The organism is Pseudoalteromonas sp. NH0006-46, from assembly GCF_057547735.1.
This window is the reverse complement of record NZ_BAAJML010000007.1, coordinates 77,218-99,398: the sequence shown is the minus strand read 5'-3', so window position 1 is coordinate 99,398 and position 22,181 is coordinate 77,218. Positions and strand designations below refer to the sequence as shown.

The following is a 22,181-nucleotide window of genomic DNA, read 5'->3' as shown; positions in this document are numbered from 1 at the left end:
GAGAGACATAATGAGCATTAATAGAAGACAATTTTTGTCGTTATGTTTAAAAGGCGGTGTATCGGCAGCCGCACTGACTAGTTTGCAACTACAAGCGCTTACAGGCTCTGTTAATGCAGTTGAACTAGGCGACTACAAAGCACTAGTATGCATTTTTTTATACGGCGGTAACGATTCACTCAACATGTTGGTACCCCTTGAAGGTGAGCAGCGTAGCTTGTACGAACAAAGCCGACAAAATTTAGCTGTTGCATCGCCAATTACTTTAAATACTGCAACCCAATTTGCAGGTGGTGTAGGGTTGCACCCATCATTGTCGCCTATTCAACGTGTTTTTAATGAATCTAATTTAGCGTTTGTTGGTGGGGTGGGTACCTTGCTTGCGCCAACAAGTTATAACGATTACAAAAACAATGCAGTGGTGTTACCTAAGCACTTATTTTCTCATAATGATCAGCAAGCATCTTGGATGTATGGCCGTGAAAAACAGTCGCTGAACAGTGGTTGGGGAGCACGTTTGTTAGAGCGCTTAAATCAGCAGGATCAGTTTGCTGCTAATGTGTCGTTAGATGGAACTAATCTGTGGCAAACAGGCAGCCAAACAAAAGCGTTTGCACTAAATAAAAGTGGGATTAGTCGTATAAATGCATTTGGCGGTTATCAACCACGCACAGACCATGTAACTAACATTATGAATCGTATAATGGGCAATACTCATCATCCGCTTAGTGATGCTTATGCAAAAAGCTTTAATTCGGCTATTAACAATACTCAAACTATGAACAATGCGTTAGAGACTGCCCCAGAGCTAATAACACCATTCAGCGATTCTAGTATTTCTCAGCAATTGGCCGCAGTGGCAAAAGCAATTAGTGTGCAGTCTACTTTAGCAACACAGCGCCAAGTGTTTTTTGTTTCAATGGGCGGGTTTGACACCCACGACAACCAATTAGAAACCCATCCGCTTTTGTTAAATTCATTAGCGCAAAGCTTGAGCGAGTTTAATAGCGCAATGCAAGAGCTAAATATGGCAGACAAAGTAACGACCTTTACGATGTCGGACTTTGGTAGAACGCTGACCTCAAATGGTGATGGCACCGATCACGGTTGGGCGGGCAATCAGCTCGTAATGGGAGGAGCCGTTAAAGGAGGCGATATTTATGGTGAATTTTTAACACAGCATTTAGACGGCCCGCAAGACGTTGACAGTGGCAGGCTTATCCCAAGCGTGGCAAATGAGCAATACTTTGCCTCATTGGCGCAATGGTTTGGCGTTTCATCATCTGAATTGAGCGATATATTTCCTAATCTGACTAACTTTGATCGCACAACATTGGACTTTTTTATGTAATTAGTTGCTAATGGTAAACCAAAATCAAGCACGTGCAGTATAAGTGCTGTTTACAAAATAACAATTACACACAAAATGGAGCACAAGAATGAAGATTTTAGTCAGCTTGGTGAGTTTAATCGCCTTTTTACTGGTTGTATTACCAGGCCCTTTATACAAGTTTGGCATGGTTGATTTAGGCCTTGCTTTTACAGGCTTTAGATACGGCGTGTATGTGGGTGGTGCAGCACTTGTTTTACTGCTAGTGCAGTTAATATTTATGCGTAAAACCGCTTCATTTGGTAGTGCTATCGTTGCTGTAGTATTTTCTGTGGTTGCTATTGCTATGCCGCTTAACATGATGAATAAAGCTAAAAGTGTGCCGCCAATTCATGATATTTCGACCGACTTGGTTAACCCGCCTAAATTTGTTGCTATTGCACCACTTCGCGCTGACGCACCAAATCCAGTTGAATACGCAGGGGAAGAAACCGCGGTACAACAACGTAAAGCTTACCCAGAACTAACAACCCTTAACTTTGCGCAGTCGCAAAGTGATTTAATTGCAGCAACTGAGCAAGCAATTAAAAATTTAGGCTGGGAATTGGTAAGCGCTAATAAATCACTTGGTTTAATAGAAGCAACAGACACCACAACGTGGTTTGGTTTTAAAGATGATGTTGTTGTTCGTATTGTTGATGAAGGTACTGAGCGTTTTGTTGATATAAGAAGTAAATCACGTGTTGGTCGCAGCGATTTAGGTAAAAATGCCGAGCGTATTAATACTTTAATTGACGAAATTAACGCAGAGCTTACTAAGTAACACTGCCTTAAATAGTAGTATGTGATTGAGCCCAAATAATATTTGGGCTTTTTTGTGGCTGCTTTTCAGTTTGTATTCACTCCTCAAAGTACATACTCAATGCGTTTTAAATTTTTAAACAACTATGGAGTTATGATGAAAACAGTAGGATATGCAGCAAAAAGCCAAGGGTCTGAGCTTACAGAGTTTGAGTTTGAACGCCGCGATTTACGAAATAACGATGTAGAAATTGAAATTTTATACTGCGGTGTGTGCCATTCAGATTTACACGCCGTTAGAAACGATTGGGGCGGTGTAAAATACCCACTCGTTCCAGGCCATGAAATTGTTGGCAGAGTTAAGTCGGTTGGTAGCGATGTTAAAAAATACAAACAAGGTGACACCGTTGGCGTAGGCTGTATGGTTGATTCATGTAAAAGCTGCGATCAGTGCGACAATAATGAAGAGCAATTTTGCCGTGAGGGCATGGTTGGCACTTATGCCGGTAAAGACAGAGAAACCGGAGAAATGACCCAAGGCGGGTATTCTAAGCATGTTGTAGTTCGTGAAGAGTTTGTACTCTCAATACCACAGAATTTAGATCTCTCACGCGTAGCACCGCTGTTATGTGCAGGTATTACTACGTATTCTCCACTACATAAATGGGGCGTTAAAAAAGGCAGCCGTGTTGCAGTTGTAGGCCTGGGTGGCTTAGGTCATATGGCGGTAAAAAATGCCGTAGCAATGGGTGCTGAGGTAACTGTTGTTGGCCGAAGCGAATCTAAAAAAGAAGATGCTGTTAAACTTGGTGCCCAGCATTACTTAGTTTCAACAAATGATGACGAAATGAAAGAATCGCAGTCAGCTTTTGATGTAATCATTGATACAGTGCCTGTTAAGCACGACCTATCAATTTATACACCACTATTAGACATAGATGGAGCATTAATTATTGTTGGTCAAGTGGGGCCTGTTGAAGAGTTAAATACAGTGCCATTATTAATGGGACGACGTCAGGTTGCAGGTTCACTTATAGGTGGTATAGCAGAAACTCAGCAAATGCTCGATTTTTGTGGTGAAAACAATGTATTGCCTGAGTGTGAAATGATTAACATTGACGAAATTAACACCGCATACGAACGTATGGAAAATTCAGATGTACGTTATCGTTTTGTAATTGATATGGCGTCGTTAGATTCGTAAAAATTATTGATATGAAAGTAAAAGAGCGGCTTATCAGTCGCTCTTTTTGTGTTGTGATTAATTAACTGTGTTTAAATCGGGAGACTTATTAAGTTGTAAATAGCTCAGCAACCACATTCCTAAGCCACCTAAAAATAATGCCGCAGCGACATAGCCAGTTTGATTTGGCGCAGCCCCTTTAGCAATCGCGATTCCACCTACCCACGGGCCAATTGCGTTTGCTGTATTAAATGCACATTGAACTAATGCGCCTATCATTGCGTGACCCTCAGGTGCTACATCCATGAGTAGGCTTTGAATTAATGTCGCTAAACCGACACTACAACCGATGAAAAAAATAACCGCATAAAGTACCCAAATATTATAACTTGCCGTAACATAAGCAAATGCAAAAATAATGGTGCATACAAGCGCAAAGCCAGTCGTTTTTATTGCCGACTTATCTGCAGCTTTTCCTAAAACGTAATTACCCAGTGTACAGCCAATGCCAAACATTACCATTGCCACCGAAATAGTATAAGGCGCTGTATTTGTTACATCTAAAATGGTGTCAGCAATGTAGGTATAAATACAAAAAACACCACCAAAGCCAATAATAACAATGCCTAGAATTGACCATACGAGCTTGTTTTTGAGCACACCAAACTCGTTTAATAAGTTAGAGGGTTTAGCGTTGTCTATGTTGGGCACGACTTTATAAACTAAAATAAATGCAACAAAAGCAATCGCTGCAGCACCAGCTAAACAGTAACGCCAACTTAAATTTTGGCCTACCAATGTTACAACGGGCACACCAACAATAGTTGCAATGGTTAATCCCATAAATACTTTTGACATAAAGCTGGCTCGTTTACCTTGCGGCGCAATATCAGATGCAAGCAAAATGGCAGCACCAAAATAAGCGCCATGAGGCAATCCACTTAAAAACCTAAATATGATTAACTGCTCTAACGACGTAGCCAATGCACTAAGCCCATTAGATACACACATTAAACTTAAAAAAATCAGCAGTGCTTTTCGTTTTCGCATATTAGCCGTTGTAAGCATTAACACAGGTGCACCAACCACTACGCCTATAGCATACGCGCTTATAGCATAACCACTTTGAGAAGGTGTAGTACCAAATGTTTCGCTTATAAGGGGCAACATTGGCATCATCGAAAATTCAGATAAACCTAAAATAAAGGTGCCTAACGCCAGCACAATTAAAATAGCCGTTTTATTTAGCTGATTGGGTATAGATGTAACATCAGGTTTCATAAACCCCCTTTGAATTAGATGTTTAAATATAAAAAAGTAACGCCAGAGCAAAAAGCACTGTGGGTTATAAATGCAAAAAATTTATGAAATGAATATAGAAAAACTTGAAGCAATTAGTTTAAGTGAAGCGGTAGGCTAAGTCATTAGATAGAGTTAAATAAATACGATTTATATTATTTAATGATGGTGGGCATAACTTTTGGATGCTATTAAAAGCAGTGGAAGCTACGTAAAATTGTTTTTTAGTGGAGTGGATGAAAGTGCCAGCATTTATGCTGGCACAATTTTATTAGCGTATTATTTTAGGCTCTCTGCAAAAAATTCAGCCATTTTTGTGTAGAAATCAGAGATGTTTTTAGGTTGATGAAATCCATGTCCTTCGTCTCTCACCATTGACTCATATGGATAGCCTATTTTATCAAGCGCAGACGTTAATGCTTCATATTGTTCCATAGGAACCCTTACATCGTCCTCACCATGAGCAATAAACAGCTTAGCTTTAATTTTATCAACATTAAATGAAGGAGAGCGAGCTTGCATATCTTCCATGTCGGTACCATGAACCATGTCTAAATACTTTCGACCTGACTCTCTGGTGGGGATATCGCCGCTTTCTTTCATTTCTGGAATTGAATATACACCCACATAACCAATTGCACACTTGTACAGGTCTGGCTCCCTAATAACGCCCATTAACGTAGTGTAACCACCGTAGCTACCACCATAGATACATATTTTATCTTTATCTATTATTCCTTCATTAATAGCCCAGTAAGTGGCATCAGTGACGTCGTCTTGCATTTCGCGTCCCCATTTTTTATAACCACTTTCCTCAAACTCGCTGCCATAGCCACCAGACCCTCTAAAGTTTACTTGAAGCACAGCGTAACCTAATGAAGCCATGTACTGAGTTTCAGGGTTGTATTGCCATAAATCTCTAGGTCCATGTGGGCCGCCATGCAAGTATACAATTGCAGGTAAGTTTTTATCAGCAGCTCCTTTTGGTATGGTTAAATAGCCGTTTAATTCAACGCCATCTCTTGCTTTTATTTTAAAAGGTTCAGTCATAGAGAGGCTTTTTTTATCTATCTGAGGGGCGCTTGAGGCAATAAAAGTCGCTTTTTTATTTTTAGTATCGTACAAGTAAAAAGTAGTTGGCGAATTATCAGCTTCTACAGAAAACACAGAAAGACCTTTTTCTTTAGAGTGGCTTGTAAATTGTAATCGGTAATTTTTAAATGTGTCACTTAGCTCTTTAAATATTGCATTTTCACCCTTTGCATCAAAGTATTGATATTGAGGGTAATCAGGGTCAAACGTAGCCCCTATAACATCTCTGTTAGGGCCAAATATTGGCGTTGAAATATCAACACTGTCATTTGACGCTAAAAGTGTCAGTTCTTCACTTTCGAAGTTAAGGCTGTAAATAGCAGTAGTTTTTCTGCCCGAGTCACTCATTAAGAAGGCCTCGTTACCCTCTAGGTTCATACCTAAAAAACCTAACGCATCTCCTTTTTCAAAGTTTAGTTTAGCAAGATTTAAAGACTGCCAATCGCTGTTCACTTTTTTCTTAAAATAAACACTTAAATCGCCTTTGCCAAGCTCTTGCTCTTCATCTTCTTCATAATGAAATGCCAATCTAGGGTTACCCGAAATATCGGTAGTTATACCAAAGACATCGTCTTTGGGTTGGCCGCCTACATAATCCATTTTTCCGTTATAAATATTTAATTTATGAACATTAACGGCAAAGTCATCATTAAAGTGACCTTTGGCGACTAGAATGTTTTCTTTATCATTTGGAAGGGTGCTAATGACTTCTAAAACTGACGTGTTTGAGAATAGAATTTCACGTCTTTTTGAACCATCGTAATTAGCAACAACATAATATGGGCGTCCGCCTTTGGTATCTAAAAAGCCAACTGTTTTAGCTACTGACATCATAAATCTTTCGTCATTTAACCAAGTAACATTACGTATTTTTTGATTTTCGCCAAATGCAAATGCGGCCGTTGTTTTTCCAGATTCTCTTTCAAGGATGACCAGCTTTACTTCAGTATCTTCTCTGTAAGTGAGTGAATAATATTTCCCACTAGGTGAAATTTTAACTTGAACGTATCCGCTTTTATCAAAGAAATCTTCTAACGTATTTTTACTATATGAGTTAAAGCTTAATAACAATAAGCATAAAACTATAAGCCTTGTAATTAACATTTTATATCCTTAAATTTTAGAGTATTTATTAAATATCATGGCTACTTGTTACTTAATATTTAATAACGTTATTCTATTGTTATTTTTATCTTTTTAGAAGTACTGCTGGAAACATTTCACTAGAGATTTGTAACACATTGTAATGTCATTAAAACCAATCTTTATGTAAAGTTTGTTTGACTTGTAGTTGTTTTTGTACAAGTATAGTAAAGCACACTTTACTTTTTGAGAGGGTTAAAAAATGCAAACACAATTAACGTTAAAGCAGCGTCAAAAAATAAATACGACTAATTTAGCTAAGTGGACGCTCATTTGGTTACTATCGCTAGCCATTTGTTCGTTTGGTCCGGTTTTAATTTGGGATCATAATAACGCGATGAGTGGCTTTTTTATTGTCGTAAATGTTGTTGTGGGCATTGCAATGATCATAGCCAATAAGCGCAACTTACAGGGACTTGATGAGTTACAGCAAAAAATACATTTAAGTGCAATGGGTTTTACGCTTGGAGCGGTTGTGGTCGGTGGGCTTGCATATAGTAACTTACAATTAAGTGGCATTATTAGCGTACGGGCTGACATACCTGACTTGATGTTTTTAATGGGCTCAGTGTATTTAATTAGCACCTACATACTTAACAAACGCTACAGCTGTGATGAGGGCGACGAATGAAAAACCGCTTAAAAGTACTCAGAGCTGAGCAAAATCTAACACAGGCTAAACTAGCTGAATTATTAGATGTATCGCGCCAAACCATTAATGCAATTGAAAAAGGTAAGTTTGATCCCAGTTTACCGCTGGCGTTTAAAGCAGCGCGGTTATTTGAATTAAAAATAGAAGATATTTTTGATGATGAATAACGCAGGCATATTTAAAATAAAATGAGCAAAGTGCGACAATTTGTCGCGCTTTTATTCTAGCCTCAAGAATTATAATTAGTCCAACTATTACAGTGGCATAATTATAAAATGGCAGATTTAAGCAATACTCCAAACACATATTTATTAACGCCTTTGGCTTTTTTTATAGGCAGCATATTTTCTTCAGCAGCCTTTGCAGACGACACCTCTTTAGAAGTTATTGAGGTTCATGGACATTCGCAAAATAAACACCTTGCACTTGGCTCTGCAGAATCATTACTAAATGATTTAGGTGTGGATTTTTCTGCTGCAGGTGGGGTGTCTAATTTGCCTATTTTAAATGGCTTGATGGGGGATAGAGTAAAAGTATTAGTCGATGGGGCTGATGTTACAGCGGCATGTGCTAATCATATGAACCCTCCGCTTTCGTATGTTTCTGCTAATCAAATTGCGGCTTATCATGTTATTGCGGGTATATCAGCGGTAAGTGCCGGTGGCGATAATATTGCCGGGGTGATAAGCGTAAATACTATTTCACCACAGTATAGCCAAAGTAATGAGCTTCACTGGCACTCAGGCTATGTATCTGCTCAATATAATAGCGTAAACAATGCGCGAAAAGTGGGGGTAGGAGCACGTATTGCGAGCAATACCCTGAGTTTTAATTACCAAGGTGCGTTTAGTGATGCCAAAAGTTACGACGACGGAAATGGAAACTTGGTATTAGATACCTTATATCGCGTTCAAAACCATGCGCTTTTTGCAGCAATACGAGACGAAAAACAACAGTTTGTTATTAAGCTTACACATCAAAAAATACCTTATCAGGGCTTTGCTAATCAGTATATGGATATGACTGACAACACAAGTTATGGCGCAACGGCCCAGTACAAGCGTGTATTGGAAAACAGTGAATTGGAAGCCCAACTTAATTGGCATGAGGTTAAACACGAAATGGGTTTTTTTAGCGCTGAAAAAACAGGCATGATGCCAATGAATACCGATGCGCGCGATATAAGCTCTCAAATTAAATGGCGTTTAAACCTAGATAGCAATAGCAGCCTATTACTTGGGCAAGCATTTTATGATTACCGAATTGATGATTGGTGGTCTGCTGTTGAAGGTTCCGCCATGATGGGCCCTAACGATTACATTAATATAAATAATGGTCAGCGTAAGCGTATTGCAGCATTTGCAGAATTTGAGAGCCAAATAAATACTAAGTTGGGTTAAATTCAGGTATACGTGTTGAGCATGTAAATACTCGTGCTGACGATGTTCAGCCATATAACGAAGGTATGGCAATGATGACTATGAGCGCCATGCCAATGCAGCCCAGTAACGCAAGTGCCGCTGCTGCTTTTAATAGCAAAGAGCACGATAAATCAGACACGGTGGTTGATATCAGTGTATTACTTAATTATCAGCTTACTCATACTGACGAGCTACAGCTTGGTCTTGCTCGCAAAAACAGAGCACCTAATTTGTATGAGCGATACAGCTGGGGTGTGAGCAATATGGCAACCACCATGATTGGTTGGTACGGTGATGGTAATGGCTATATAGGCAACCAAAATTTAGAAGTAGAAACCGCGCATACAATAAGCTCTACTTATATTAAATCGGCTCAAAACGACGACTGGCAAGTAAGTGCTAACATTTGGTATACCAATGCATCTGACTACATTGATGCAGACCTCGTCAGGTCTTTCAATCGATTTGGCTTAGAAAACACAGCACGTAACATACTTAAATTTACTAATACGGATGCCGTATTGTATGGGGTTAAGTTAGATTTAGCCGCTAATATTCATCAATCTAAAGCACTCGGTAATTGGCAATTAAATGCCAATATTACTAATACACGTGCAAAGCGAGATGATACCAACCAGCCGCTTTATCAAATAAAACCACTGCATACTAAGTTTGCAATTAACCATCAACTCGGCCGCTTTGAAAATACGCTGTCGTGGCAATGGAATGATGCTAAAACACGCGTCGATAACAACCGATTAGAAAACCAAACCGATAGCTACAACATTGTAAATTTAGGTTCAAAAGCGTCATGGGGCGACTTAACGTTAAGTGCACAAGTGAGTAATTTATTTGACGAGTACTATCAACTACCGCTTGGTGGGGTGAGCATTGCGCAGCTTAAAAAAGGCGAAAGCACGGGTTTTGAGCAGCTCGCAGGGCAGGGGCGTTCGTTTAATATAGGGATGAGTGTCGCTTTTTAAGGTGATTATATAATTTACAACCAAGAGCAGGTTACGGCTGCTCTTGGTTTTGTTCGATTTGGGTTAATTGTGCTGCTTGTTGTTCTAGCTTCTCGCGTTCTGCTTTTGATATATACGCGGGCTTATTACTTTTGTGTAATTTAGCGTTAGCGCGTTTGTCTTTCTTTTGAAACTTTGTGACTATTTTTTTACGACGATTCACACTGATTTACCCCAATTATTTTAAGCCGCTTATTATACCGCTATCCATATTAAAGCCGCCATATAAATATTTACACTTAATAGTTTGTTAAATTACCGCAAAGCGCTATTTGTAATGCTGTGTGGGCGCTATAATTAAAGCCCTTAGTTATTAATTAAATGGAATAAGTTTTGAAAAAGTTAGCTTTAGCCAGTGCTCTTTTGTTCGCGTTTAGCGCGCACGCACAGTTACATAAAAATATTGATAATGTTGCCGATTACGCTGTAAATACCTACCAAAATGCGCAAGTACACACGCTAACTAACTTAGTTGCTTTTCCTACAGTAAATAAAGATTCAATACCCGCACCACAAAACCCAGATTTTATTAACTTTAAATCGGTATTAAAAATGAAAGCTGCAGAGCTTGGGTTCGACTACCAAGACCTTGGTTACACCGTGCTTATTGGCATGGGTAAACAAACAGACAAGGTAACAGTGGTAACACACGGTGATGTGCAGCCAGCTAATGCGAGTAAGTGGAAGCAAAACCCCTTTATTATTGATACCTCTGAGCCAGGTAAATTAGTTGGCCGTGGTACCGAAGATGACAAAGGCGCTATCGCTACCGCGCTTTACGCCATGAAAGCGATTAAAGATAAAGGTATTGAGCTCAATAACCGCATTGAGCTGATGATTTATCTGGCTGAGGAGTCTGATTGGGGCCCACTTACTGAGTTCATGAAAACATATGAGCAACCAAAGTATGCAGTAACCATTGATGCATCATACCCGGTAGTGGTTGCTGAAAAAGGTTGGAGCTTAATTTCTCCTACATTTAATGCCATATCAGATCAAAAAGCAGTGTATGTAAGCGACCTTGCTGGTGGTGCATTCAAAAGCCAAATACCAGAAGATGCAAGTTTAGTACTGCATAATGCTAATGAGCGCTTAATTGACTCACTAAAAGCGAAAGCTAAAACGCTTAGTGATGTTGAGTTTAATTTTGAAGAGCAAGGTAAAGGCTTAAAAATAAGTATAAAAGGAATGTCTGCGCACTCATCTGAGCCAGAATCGGGCGTTAATGCTATCGCACACTTGAGCGAGTTATTTAAAGACGTAGCGCTTGAAAACAATAGCGATGGACAGCTTATTAAATTTGTAAATCAACTGATAGGGTTAGATCTTCACGGTAAGCAGTTTGGCGATATTGCCTATAAACATGACTTTATGGGCCCAATGACTGTTTCTCCAACCGTCATTGAGCGCAGCGGAAATAAATTAACGTTAGCCGTTAATGCTCGTCGCCCTGTTGGTAAAAATGAAGATGTTTTAAGGCAGCAAATAGAGACAGCCATTAATCAATGGCAAGCTAACAATAACGTTACACTCGAGAGTATAGATACAGTGATAGGTAACCCTATGCTGTTAGATAACGCGCCGCACGCACAAAAGCTACTCGATATTTTTAAACATTTTACAGGTGACGAACAAGCCGATTTTGTATCAATTGGCGGAGGTACTAACGCAAAACTATTTGATAATGCCGTATCGTTTGGCCCATCAATGCCGGGTAAACGTTATACAGGCCACTCTGAGCATGAATTTATTACGCTTGAGCAATTGGAGCTAAATTTACGCATGTATACCGCAATGATGATAGAGCTAGGTAATATGTAAGCTATAGATTTTTTAATATAAAAGCCGCCTTGTTTAACTGAAGTGACTTCAGCAAGGCGGCTTTTTTGTATTCATCGTAGTCATTATTATCGGTATAACTTGCAGTGAAATAGAGGCTATTATTAGTAAAGTCATACATCCAGATAGAGCACTTCAATCTAGAAGTAAGTGATTTAGGTTGACCGTTTAAAAAAGGTCTATAAGTAATGGGTTTATAATGAGGTAATTAAAATAGAGGTGAGCTATTTACAATTCTTTATAAACCAGTGGCTAATTATTATAAAAAACTTAACAAACTCTCTTCAAAATGGTAAAAATCATACTGTGTAAATGTATTAATACAGATGGATAGCAGTAATATGGACTTTTTGAATTTAGCACTGACGTTTCCTACCATTATTTTCACGGCCCTGCTTTTGGTTGTAATCCTTTTTTGGATGATCACTTTATTAGGATTTGCTGACATTGATATGTTTGAATCTGATTTAGACATAGAGCCCAGTTCATCTAACTCAAATAGCGCCCATTCAGCGTCAAACTTTGGTTTTGGCAGTATTCCTATTACGGTATCAATTAGCTTAGTGGTTATGCTTAGCTGGCTAATTAGCATTTATGCACATAAGTTTTTTGCTTATCTACTTGGTGACGGTGTTTTATTTTATGTTTTTGGCTTAGTGATGCTGATAGTAAGCGCGATTATTGCTTTACCAATTGCAGTTATTATTTCAAAACCATTACAACGCTTTTTCTCAAGTGTAGAAACTTCTCGCAGTAGCGACTTATTGGGTCTTGAATGCACGGTTGTTACTGGAAAGGTGACGCCAACGTTTGGTCAAGGCAGAGTTAATTTCCAAGGCTCTGAGCAACTCATTGAAATAAGATCGCATGACGAATACCCCTTCAGCGCAGGTGATACGGTTGTATTACTTGAGCATATAAAAGAGCAGCATTGTTATATTGTTACTGCTAAACCTTGGTAACACAACGCCGTTTTTTGCTGTAAATAACACATAATAAATCGATAATTACGTTAGGACATAACATGGAATTTTTAGATAACTTACTACCTATATTAACGTTTGTAGGTATAGCGATAGCGGTCATTTTTGCTATTTTGTTAATTGTTGGCAAGTTTTATCGCAAAGTGGAACAAGGCCAAGCTCTCATTATAAATAAAATGAAAAGTGAGCCAGACGTTACCACTACAGGTGGCATTGTGTACCCTGTTATCCATAAAATGGAAGTGATGGATATTTCAACAAAGCGCATGGTACTTGAACGTAAAGACAAAGGCGGCTTGATTTGTAAAGACAATATACGCGCCGATATCGCAATCACCTTTTATATTCGTGTTAATGAAAACAAAGACGATATTTTACGTGTTGCAAAGCAAGTAGGTTGTGCACGTGCGTCAGAGCATGAAACGCTGCAAGAATTATTTGAAGCTAAGTTTTCAGAGGCACTTAAAACCGTTGGTAAGCGAATGGATTTTGTTGAGTTATTTACTCACCGAAACGAATTTAGAGACAACATTAAAGAGGTGATAGGACAAGACTTATCTGGCTATACACTTGAAGATGTTGCCATTGATTACTTAGAACAAACGTCGATTGAAAAGCTTGATTCACAAAATATCCTTGATGCAGAAGGTATTCGTCGTATTACCGAAATGACGGCAGCGCAAAATGTATTAACCAATCAATTAAAATGTGATGAGCGCGCAAAAGTAGAAATACAAAACCAAGAAGCCACTGAAAAATCACTTGAAATAGAACGTCAAAAACAAGATGCAATGTCGCGTCAAGTTCGTGAAATTGAAACCGTTAAAGCGCGTGAACACGCCGAAGCTGAAAAAGTACGCCACGAAGAGCGTTTAAAATCAGAACAGGCTCGAATTCAATCTGAAGAATCAATTGGAATTAGCGAGCAAAACAAGCAACGTGAGCTTGATATTGCAGAGCAAAACCGACTGCGGGTACTGGGTATTGAAGAGGAAAAAGTTTTACGCTCTCGTGAAATAGAAGTCATTGAACGAGAAAGAGAAACTGAAATTTTACGTATTAATAAAGAAAAAGCACTTGAAGTAGAACGTAAAGAAATTGCTGATGTAGTGCGCGATCGCGTAATAGTAGAAAAGTCGGTAGCTGAAGAGCAAGAACGTATTAAAGATGTGCAGGTTTTAGCGGGTGCAGAACGTGAAAAAGACGCCATTATAATTCGAGCTAAAGCGGAAGCAGAAGAAGCATTAGTTAAAGATATTGAAGCCGCTAAAGCGCAAGATCAAGCCGCTGAATTTAAAGCTCGTGAACTTGAAACAATGGCTAATGCAGAGCTGCGCATTGCTAATCAGCAAGCTGAGTCTAAAAAGATACTTGCCCAGGCACACCAAGTAGAAACCGCTGCACAGGGCTTAGCTGAAGCTGATGTTATTACTGCTAAAGCACAAGCGAATGCAATGCAAGGTGAAGTGGATGCTAAAGTGTTGCGTCAAAAATTAGAAGCCGAAGCACAAGGTAACCGTGAAATAGGGCTATCTCAAGCGCAAGTACAAACCGCCATGGCTGATGCATATGAAAAACAAGGTGAAGTTGAAGCCATTAACCTTGAGCGTAAAATGCTTGCAGAGGCCAAAGGCCTTGAAGAAAAACTACAGGCGCTTAATGCGATGGACCAAGATGCCCGTGACTACGAAAGCTTTACACTACAACTAAACCAGCAAAAAGAGCTAGTGCTGGCTAAAATTGAGGCAGGTAAAGACATAGCTGAGCATCAAGCTCAAGTGATGAGCAAAGCACTAGGCGATGCCGATATTAATATTATGGGTGGCGATGGCCAGTTCTTTAACCAGTTTATGAGTGCTATTAGCTTAGGTAAATCAATAGATGGTTTAGTAGATGAAAGCAAAACAGTACAAACTGTATTTAAAGATCACTTAAATGGTGATCGTAATTTAATTGAGGATTTGAAAGGAGTATTAGCGGGCGCTAACGGCTCAGCTGAAACCATGAAAAATCTTAATATGAGTAAATTACTAAAGCAATTGAGTAACACCACAGCTGCAGAAAAAAGCCAGTTACTGAGTATGCTAGGGGGCAATATGGGCAGCAGCCTTGAAGATAAAATTAAACTCGACCCGCAAGACTAATTCCCTTTAAATCTATAGCCGTAATAGTTAACTTTACGGCTTTTTTGATCACACATACAAAAAGTAATACTGCAGGAAAGGTTTAATGACGGACTCAACACAACATGCTTTAGAGCAGGGATCGTACGATTTAATTAAGCGTCGCTTAAATAACTTTGGCGCAACACTCAAAACGCAAACAGATAACGTTAATACGCAGCGTATTAGCGAGTTTGGTAGTACAGAGCTTCAGGTTAAAGGGCGCGTGCGTGCGCGAACTGAGCAAAACTGTACGCCACGCGATATTGTTATTGTGGGCGACAAAGTTATTTTTGCTTACAACGTGTTTTTGGGTCTGAAAAAAGAAACCTCAATTGATGATGTATTTAGTGTGCACAAATTGGTTCAGCAAGAGGATCACTTTGAAATTGAGCCATACCCAGAACAAACCTTATTTTTAACCGATACCCGTTTTATTAGAGATTTCGAAGAGCTTTATACTTACTACAAACAAACCAAGCTACAGCACCTATACCAGCAAAACGGTAAGTTATTTGCGCTGTTTCAGATTGGTGAAAAGCTCTCTGATGTGCGAGTGTTTAGATGGGAAATACACCCTGATAACACCATTAATTACATAGATAACCGTGGTGAGCGCGATATTAAGCACGCACACGATTATGATTTTGAATGGCAACAAACAGACCGCAGTGATCATGTTGAAGGGCGTCACGGTCATATAAATATTGCTGATACCGTATTTGTTGAAACTATTGGTGGCACGCTCACCATAAAAATAGAAAACAGCACCGAAACCGGCGAAGGCATTCATCAAGAACCCGTTGAAGATAAAAATCAATCGCTTGCTGATAGCGAGGTTGAATACGCGCAAGTGGGGGACATGATTTTACTTAAAATTTTGCCATACCGTGAAAAGCAGTGGCGCTATTTTATTTTTAACAGCCGCACTTTGCAGGTTATGCGTCAAGATGCCATTGGTAGCGCTTGTGTTACCTTACCCGAAGACCACGGTATTATTTTCCCCGGTGGTTACTATTTGCAGTCGGGACAGGCTCGCTCATTTGAAGAACAAATTGATGATTTAGAATTTCATCGCCAAGTTAAATCGCCCAATGGCGAAGATGTTTTGTATGTATTTTATGAGCCAAGCGAAGGACGCTATGCTTTGTTTGCTTACAATATTATTGATAAAAACTTACAAAACCCAATTTACTGTCACGGTTATGGTATTTACAACGATGGCATAGCGTTAACCTTCAAAGCCGATAACGAACAAGCTGAGCGCGTGCACCCAATCCAAATATGGCAAAGCCCATTTGTATCTGCTGAGTTTGCCGCCAATGCACCTGCTTTAACGAGTTTTTTTGGAAAAATTGGTAACCCCGATTTAGTACGCGGTATTTCAGATTTATATAGCGTATGCAAAGCGATTAACGAACAAAGCCCAAGTTTGTTTCACTACGAAGATATGATTTCGCTGAGCCGAAATATATTTGACCGCTATCATTGGCTCAACGAAACTGAGTTTGCTGACATAGCGCAAAGCTTGCACAGTATTTTTGAGACAGCTGAACAAGTACTTGATGAATTTGAAAAAGTAACTGAAATACAGAACAAAGCTAAGCAAGCACTTGCAGATATAACTAAACAGTACACAGAAGTAACACGAGAGGTTCGCCCTGATAGCTTTAAAGCAGTGTCTGAATTTGTTACGGCAATAGACGCGTTAAAAGTACTAAAAGGGCAAATAATCAGCCTTGAAGATATTAAGTACATAGACACAGATGCACTTAACCAGTTACAAGCTGATGTAGATGAGTATTTGAGCGGTGTAAGCCAAGCAACTGCTGCTTTTTTACAGCAATCAACAGCACTTGAGCCGTATCATAAAAAATTAAAAGAACTCGAAGAGCTAAGCGCTAAGAGTGAAAGCGTAACCGAACTTAAAACCTATATTGCCGAGCTTGATAAACAAAGTGTGGAGCTTGATTTACTTAACCACACAATGCTTGATTTAGACATAGACGATAGCCGTATTCGCACCCAAATTTTAGAAGATATTAGCGGTGTATATGCGTTAGTCAATAGGGCAAAAGCAGGCATAGAAATACGTCAAAAAAGCTTAGGCAGCGTTGAGGCTAAAGCTGAGTTTGCCGCCCGTTTTAAGTTGTTTTCGCAAAGTATTACTAACGCATTAAATAATGCAAAAACCCCTGAGGCGTGTGACGATCAGTTATCGCGTTTGTTAATACAGCTAGAAGAGCTCGAGTCGCAATTTAGCGATTTTGATGAATACCTCAGCGAAATAATAGCCAAGCGCGATGACGTTTATGAGAGCTTTGAAGCGCATAAACAAAGTTTAATAGATGCGCGTCAGCGCCGTGCACTTAATTTAGCAAATGCCGCAGAGCGTATTTTACAGGGCGTTAACCGACGATCGCAAAGTTTCACTGAGTTAGATGCGCTAAACACTTACTTTGCAGCTGATCCGATGATCAGTAAATTACGTGCACTTACGCAAGAGTTAAAAGATATTGGCGACGAAATACGTGCCGATGATATTCAGTCAAAACTAAAAGCGAGCAAAGATCAGGGCATTCGCTCATTACGTGATAAACAAGATATATTTACCGATGGCGGTAACACGGTAAGTATAGGTAAACACGCATTTAGTGTTAATAAGCAATTACTTGATTTAACGTTACTGCCTCGCGATGAGCAGCTAATGCTGCATTTAACAGGGACCGATTATTTTGAGCCAATTACCGATGCAAAAAGTGTTGAAACATTAGCGCAAAGCCGTCACTTGTGGCAGCAAGCGCTCGTGTCTGAAAACAGCACTATTTATCGTGGTGAATATTTAGCTGCGCAAATTTTATTAGCGTGCGAAAATAGTGAGCATGCACTTACATTTACACAACTGCATCAAGCTAAAGACAACAGCACGCTGTTAAATGTAGTGCAAAAATTTGCAGAGCCCCGTTACCAAGAAGGTTACGAAAAGGGCATACACGATCATGACGCTAGCACAATATTAGAGTCTTTACTTAATCAAAAAAGCACCCTGGATTTACTCATTTACCCAGTGAGTTGTAGGGTAGTTGCGCAGCTTTACAGCGCGCAGTTGTCAGCAGAGCAGTTGGCTACTTTTTATCACCAAGCAAAAAATGCATTGTTGATGGAAACGCACTTTGGTGCAATTAATTTTATTAGCGCTTTAACATCTCAACTGAGTGAATATATCAGCGAGTTTTTAAATACGATACCTCGTATGCTTGTGCACTTTAGTGATTTATCAAGTGAGCTCAGCGCGGCGTATTTAATAAAGCAATTGGCGCAGCAAAAAAGTGCAGATGAACCTCTGTTTATCGTATCTCAGCAAGCTAAAAACCTCGCCGAGCAGTTTAACAATGATGCAAATAGTAAGGGGTTTAGCAAAGAGCTGGCCCAAGCTAATACCACACTTAATAGCGCAGATGGGCGAGGGCTACTTTATTTAAGTTGGCTAAATGCCTATTGTTTACAACACAGTAATATTAGCGGTGAAGTTCAAGCTGAAGCTGCGAATTACCTTCATTTAACAGCCTCTACTTCTTTCAAGTACAGCGTTTTAGACGTAAATACCGATAACACTGTTAGTGGATTAATGGGGCAGCATAAGCAAATAAGTGAGCAAACACTTCAAGTTGATTATGCGTCGTTTTATGCACGTACGCGTGAATATATTACTGGGCAAGTGCCCGCCTTTGAGCAATACCATTCTCTTCGTAGTGAAATTTTAGCTGAGCAAAAAGAGCGCTTACAGTTAGATGAATTTAAAGCGCGGCCTTTAAGCTCATTTGTACGAAACCAACTTATTAATAAAGTGTATTTTCCAATTATTGGCGATAACTTAGCAAAACAAATTGGCTCAGCGGGTAAAAACAAACGCACCGATTTAATGGGTATGCTGTTGCTTATATCACCGCCAGGGTATGGTAAAACAACACTTGTAGAATATGTAGCTAACCGCCTAGGATTAACATTTGTAAAAGTAAATTGCCCGTCAATAGGGCACGACCAAGTATCGCTAGATCCATCTCAAGCCATTAACGCAACTGCCGAAAAAGAGATTGCTAAAATCAATCAAAGCTTTGAAATGGGCAATAACGTAATGCTTTATTTAGATGATATTCAGCATACTAACCCTGAATTTTTACAAAAGTTTATTTCGCTATGTGATGGCTCGCGCCGAATTGATGGTGTGTGGAATGGAAAAAGTAAAACGTATGATTTACGCGGGAAAAAGTTTGCTGTGGTTATGGCGGGTAACCCCTATACCGAATCGGGTGAGAGCTTTAAAATACCGGATATGCTTGCCAACCGTGCCGATATTTATAACTTAGGTGATACGTTGGCAGGGTGCGAGCAAGAGTTTGCAATGAGCTTTATAGAAAATGCCCTTACGTCTAACTCCGTGCTTGCACCGCTGGCAAACAGAAATATGGACGACCTATACAAATTTGTGCGTATTTGCCAAGGTGAAGATATACCGTTAAACGAGCTTGAATATGGCTACTCACAGGCTGAGGCCAACGAAATTAAAGCAGTAATTAATAAACTGATTACTATTAGAGACACCGTATTAAAAGTAAATGCGCAATATATTGCTTCTGCTGCTCAAGATAACAACTACCGTACAGAGCCGCCATTTAAGCTGCAAGGTAGTTACCGTAATATGAATAAAATGGCTGAAAAAGTGGTTGCAGCCATGAATGACGAAGAGCTTGAGAATTTGATTTGCGATCATTACCGGGGTGAGGCTCAAACACTCAGTAAAGGATCTGAAGAAAATTTGCTTAAACTAGGTGAACTACGTGGTACCGGTACAGCGCAAGAACAAGCGCGCTATGAGCAAATTAAAGCTGACTTTGTGAGGTTAAATAAACTTGATGGTGCTGGTAGCCCAGTAATGATGGCAGTTGAGCAAATGGGATATTTGCATGAGGCGTTAGAGGGCATTGCAAATAAACTTAGTAAAAGTAATTTAAGTTATGACTACAATGCATCAATTGGCACGGTTGGCGAAAACTTGGCCAATTTAGATAATCGTCAGAGCTTTAATGTACTTAATGAAACACTTCAAAGCTTATTACACCAAGCGCCAGATAAAAGCAGTGTTGCAGAGCTAATTAGTGTAATTGAAAAAAGTAGCGCACACTCTCAGTTAAGTGAACTCAATAAAACACTCAATGCTAATAATGTTAATCAAACAATTACGATGTTTGGGCAGCAGTTAAGTGAGGTTATTGCACAAAATAGTAATCAGGACGAAATTAAAGTTTTAACTGAAACCCTAAGTCAGGCAATTGCTAGTAATGATATAAAACAGCAATTAACCCAATTAGTGCAGGCATGGTCAGGTAAGCAGTAGGTTAGACTTAATAGATTAATGCCGCTTTACAATAAGCGGCATTAATCAAGCTTTTTATAAACTTAAGGTGTGCGATTGTTCTCTACCTTAAAAATCAAGATTCACATTAGGTAAACACTCAAAGCCAGGCTTTGCAAATAAGTAGCCTTGCATTAACTCAACGCCAGCCTGTTTAAGCCACATGTATTCTTCTACTGTTTCAATTCCTTCAGCTAGGGCTGTAATATTTAAATCGCGAAACATGCTTAAGCAATGAGTTACTATTAATTGGCGTTTCGTATCGTGGTTAATATCGCGTATTAGTGCCATATCTAGCTTAATAATATCTGTTTGAAAGTCAGCAAGTAGATTTAAACCAGAGTAACCCGCACCAAAGTCATCGGTCGCGGTTTTAAAGCCAAGCGATTGGTAATAATCAACCACGCGTTTTATATGTGCGGTGTCTTCTACTTTTTCTACCTCGGTAAACTCAAACATGATGTTTTTAATTGGGAAATTATACTTTTTTGCCGCTTCTAATGTGGTGCGTATGCAGCGCTCAGGCTTATAAATAGCGTTGGGTAAAAAGTTGATGCTAAGCATTGATGTAATGCCTAGTTCTGAGGCTAGCTTAATGGCTTTAATACGGCAAAGCTGGTCAAACGTATAACGGTTTTCCTCGTTCACTCTTGAGATAATAGAATAAGCAGATTCGCCGTTTAGCCCCCTCACTAATGCCTCGTAGCCAAAAATATGGTTGGTTTGGCAATTTATTATAGGTTGGAAGGCCATTGAAAAATCAAATTCAAGTGTGTTTGCATCCTCACAGTTACTGCAGGTAACTTTTGCGCAATTTGTTGATTTTTCATTCATTTAATTCAGCCTTTGTAACATATACATTAAGGTTAGTTTAAATCCGATTTTAACACAAACAAGTTAAAGTATGAGTTTTTATATTTTAACTAGTTATAAGTGATTAATAAGTAAGCCCTAATTGATGACACTTGTCATAATATTGAGTGACTTTTAACAGCTGTATTTGCTGTGTTTATGTTTAAAAATAACCTCATACATAAAGAGGAGAGTAAACATGAGTACAATTACATTTTTTGAAAATCTAAAGCGTTATTTAGCTGTATTAACACTATTAACAGTCATTAATTTAATTACCTCGCCAAATTATTTATGGGTGATATGGCCGGCGTTAGGTATGGGTATTGCACTACTTAACGATTTATTAAATTTAAACAACTCAAAAAGGGTTGGGTAATGAATGCAAAGCCAAGTAAAAACTTACTTGGCTTAGATTACCTACTATTGAGCATAGGTAATAGTCGGTTATGAGACGCTCTCGAGTGTTGCGTTAAGTGATATTTCGGTATTAAGCAGCTTTGAAATAGGGCAGCCTTTTTTAGTTTGCTCACACAATGCTTGAAATTGCTCATTAGCAATATCTTTAATACGTGCGTTTACTTCAATAGCTATATGCGTCACTGCAAAGCCATCGTCTACTTCATCAAGGCTTACCGTTGCTTTGGTATCAATTTTATCGGCCGTAAAACCAGCATCACCTAATGCAAGCGACAGCGCCATGCTAAAACAGGCACTGTGCGCCGCACCTACTAGCTCCTCAGGATTTGACCCTGGCTCACCTTCAAAGCGGGTATTAAAGCCATACGGTTGTTTATTAAGTGCGCCACTTTGCGTTGAAATACTGCCTTTGCCTGTTTTAATGTCACCAGACCACGTTGAGTTTGCTGTTTTTTTAATCGTCATCATCTTCTCCTTGCGTTGCATGTAAGCTTTTCAGACTCATTAAGCGTTATTTACAAAAAAGCTTAAATAACGGCTGAAAAAGCACTAATTTCTGATGATGTTGC

15 protein-coding genes and 1 pseudogene are annotated in these 22,181 nt (G+C 39.2%); 11 read left to right on the top strand and 5 right to left on the bottom strand.

Features of this window, described 5'->3' with window-relative positions:
- Positions 1 to 10: 10 nt before the first annotated feature.
- The 3 genes from AC27I2_RS13955 (at position 11) to AC27I2_RS13945 (ending at position 3,335) form a co-directional block, all read left to right on the top strand.
- The gene (locus tag AC27I2_RS13955) at positions 11 to 1,351 is read left to right on the top strand and encodes a DUF1501 domain-containing protein (protein WP_487204615.1); all 1,341 of its coding nucleotides are present in this window, start codon (positions 11 to 13) and stop codon (positions 1,349 to 1,351) included.
- Between the two features lie 88 nt (positions 1,352 to 1,439).
- Positions 1,440 to 2,153, top strand: a complete 714-nt coding sequence (locus AC27I2_RS13950; protein ID WP_305472012.1) for a DUF1499 domain-containing protein — start codon at positions 1,440 to 1,442, stop codon at positions 2,151 to 2,153.
- Positions 2,154 to 2,288: 135 nt separating this feature from the next.
- Positions 2,289 to 3,335, top strand: a complete 1,047-nt coding sequence (locus AC27I2_RS13945; RefSeq protein ID WP_487204614.1) for an NAD(P)-dependent alcohol dehydrogenase — start codon at positions 2,289 to 2,291, stop codon at positions 3,333 to 3,335.
- 57 nt (positions 3,336 to 3,392) lie between these two features.
- On the opposite strand, the gene AC27I2_RS13940 is transcribed toward AC27I2_RS13945, so the two are convergent.
- Both AC27I2_RS13940 and AC27I2_RS13935 read right to left on the bottom strand, forming a co-directional pair.
- Complete coding sequence (locus tag AC27I2_RS13940) at positions 3,393 to 4,595, bottom strand: MFS transporter (RefSeq protein ID WP_305400853.1); 1,203 nt, start codon at positions 4,593 to 4,595, stop codon at positions 3,393 to 3,395.
- A 297-nt stretch (positions 4,596 to 4,892) separates the two neighbouring features.
- Positions 4,893 to 6,809 (bottom strand): alpha/beta hydrolase family protein, encoded by a 1,917-nt coding sequence (locus tag AC27I2_RS13935; RefSeq protein WP_305400856.1) that lies wholly within the window; start codon positions 6,807 to 6,809, stop codon positions 4,893 to 4,895.
- 241 nt (positions 6,810 to 7,050) lie between these two features.
- Here AC27I2_RS13935 and AC27I2_RS13930 point away from each other — a divergent pair, with 241 nt between their 5' ends.
- The 3 genes and pseudogenes from AC27I2_RS13930 (at position 7,051) to AC27I2_RS13920 (ending at position 9,904) form a co-directional block, all read left to right on the top strand.
- On the top strand, positions 7,051 to 7,479 hold the full coding sequence (locus AC27I2_RS13930; protein WP_006791460.1) for a hypothetical protein: 429 nt from the start codon (positions 7,051 to 7,053) through the stop codon (positions 7,477 to 7,479).
- Complete coding sequence (locus AC27I2_RS13925; protein WP_006791459.1) at positions 7,476 to 7,667, top strand: helix-turn-helix transcriptional regulator; 192 nt, start codon at positions 7,476 to 7,478, stop codon at positions 7,665 to 7,667. The genes AC27I2_RS13930 and AC27I2_RS13925 overlap by 4 nt, the downstream gene beginning before the upstream one ends.
- A gap of 108 nt (positions 7,668 to 7,775) precedes the next feature.
- Positions 7,776 to 9,904: pseudogene (locus AC27I2_RS13920) on the top strand (TonB-dependent receptor plug domain-containing protein).
- 31 nt (positions 9,905 to 9,935) lie between these two features.
- On the opposite strand, the gene AC27I2_RS13915 reads toward AC27I2_RS13920, so the two are convergent.
- A complete protein-coding gene (locus AC27I2_RS13915; RefSeq protein WP_008132329.1) occupies positions 9,936 to 10,106 on the bottom strand; it encodes a DUF2986 domain-containing protein in 171 nt (56 codons plus the stop codon).
- A 170-nt stretch (positions 10,107 to 10,276) separates the two neighbouring features.
- On the opposite strand from AC27I2_RS13915, the gene AC27I2_RS13910 reads away from it, so the two are divergent.
- The 4 genes from AC27I2_RS13910 to AC27I2_RS13895 all read left to right on the top strand — a co-directional run bounded on the left by AC27I2_RS13910 (position 10,277) and on the right by AC27I2_RS13895 (position 20,322).
- Complete coding sequence (locus AC27I2_RS13910; RefSeq protein WP_487204613.1) at positions 10,277 to 11,764, top strand: dipeptidase; 1,488 nt, start codon at positions 10,277 to 10,279, stop codon at positions 11,762 to 11,764.
- A 344-nt stretch (positions 11,765 to 12,108) separates the two neighbouring features.
- On the top strand, positions 12,109 to 12,744 hold the full coding sequence (locus tag AC27I2_RS13905; RefSeq protein WP_487204612.1) for a DUF1449 domain-containing protein: 636 nt from the start codon (positions 12,109 to 12,111) through the stop codon (positions 12,742 to 12,744).
- Between the two features lie 62 nt (positions 12,745 to 12,806).
- Complete coding sequence (locus AC27I2_RS13900) at positions 12,807 to 14,909, top strand: flotillin family protein (RefSeq protein WP_487204611.1); 2,103 nt, start codon at positions 12,807 to 12,809, stop codon at positions 14,907 to 14,909.
- Between the two features lie 85 nt (positions 14,910 to 14,994).
- A complete protein-coding gene (locus AC27I2_RS13895) occupies positions 14,995 to 20,322 on the top strand; it encodes a DNA repair ATPase (RefSeq protein ID WP_487204610.1) in 5,328 nt (1,775 codons plus the stop codon).
- 87 nt (positions 20,323 to 20,409) lie between these two features.
- On the opposite strand, the gene AC27I2_RS13890 is transcribed toward AC27I2_RS13895, so the two are convergent.
- The gene (locus AC27I2_RS13890) at positions 20,410 to 21,174 is read right to left on the bottom strand and encodes an EAL domain-containing protein (RefSeq protein ID WP_487204609.1); all 765 of its coding nucleotides are present in this window, start codon (positions 21,172 to 21,174) and stop codon (positions 20,410 to 20,412) included.
- A gap of 217 nt (positions 21,175 to 21,391) precedes the next feature.
- Here AC27I2_RS13890 and AC27I2_RS13885 point away from each other — a divergent pair, with 217 nt between their 5' ends.
- Positions 21,392 to 21,571 (top strand): 2TM domain-containing protein, encoded by a 180-nt coding sequence (locus AC27I2_RS13885; protein WP_219422366.1) that lies wholly within the window; start codon positions 21,392 to 21,394, stop codon positions 21,569 to 21,571.
- Positions 21,572 to 21,639: 68 nt separating this feature from the next.
- Here AC27I2_RS13885 and AC27I2_RS13880 read toward each other — a convergent pair whose 3' ends face one another.
- Entirely contained in the window at positions 21,640 to 22,077 is a 438-nt protein-coding gene (locus tag AC27I2_RS13880) for an OsmC family protein (RefSeq protein WP_487204687.1), read from the bottom strand.
- Positions 22,078 to 22,181: the final 104 nt, after the last annotated feature.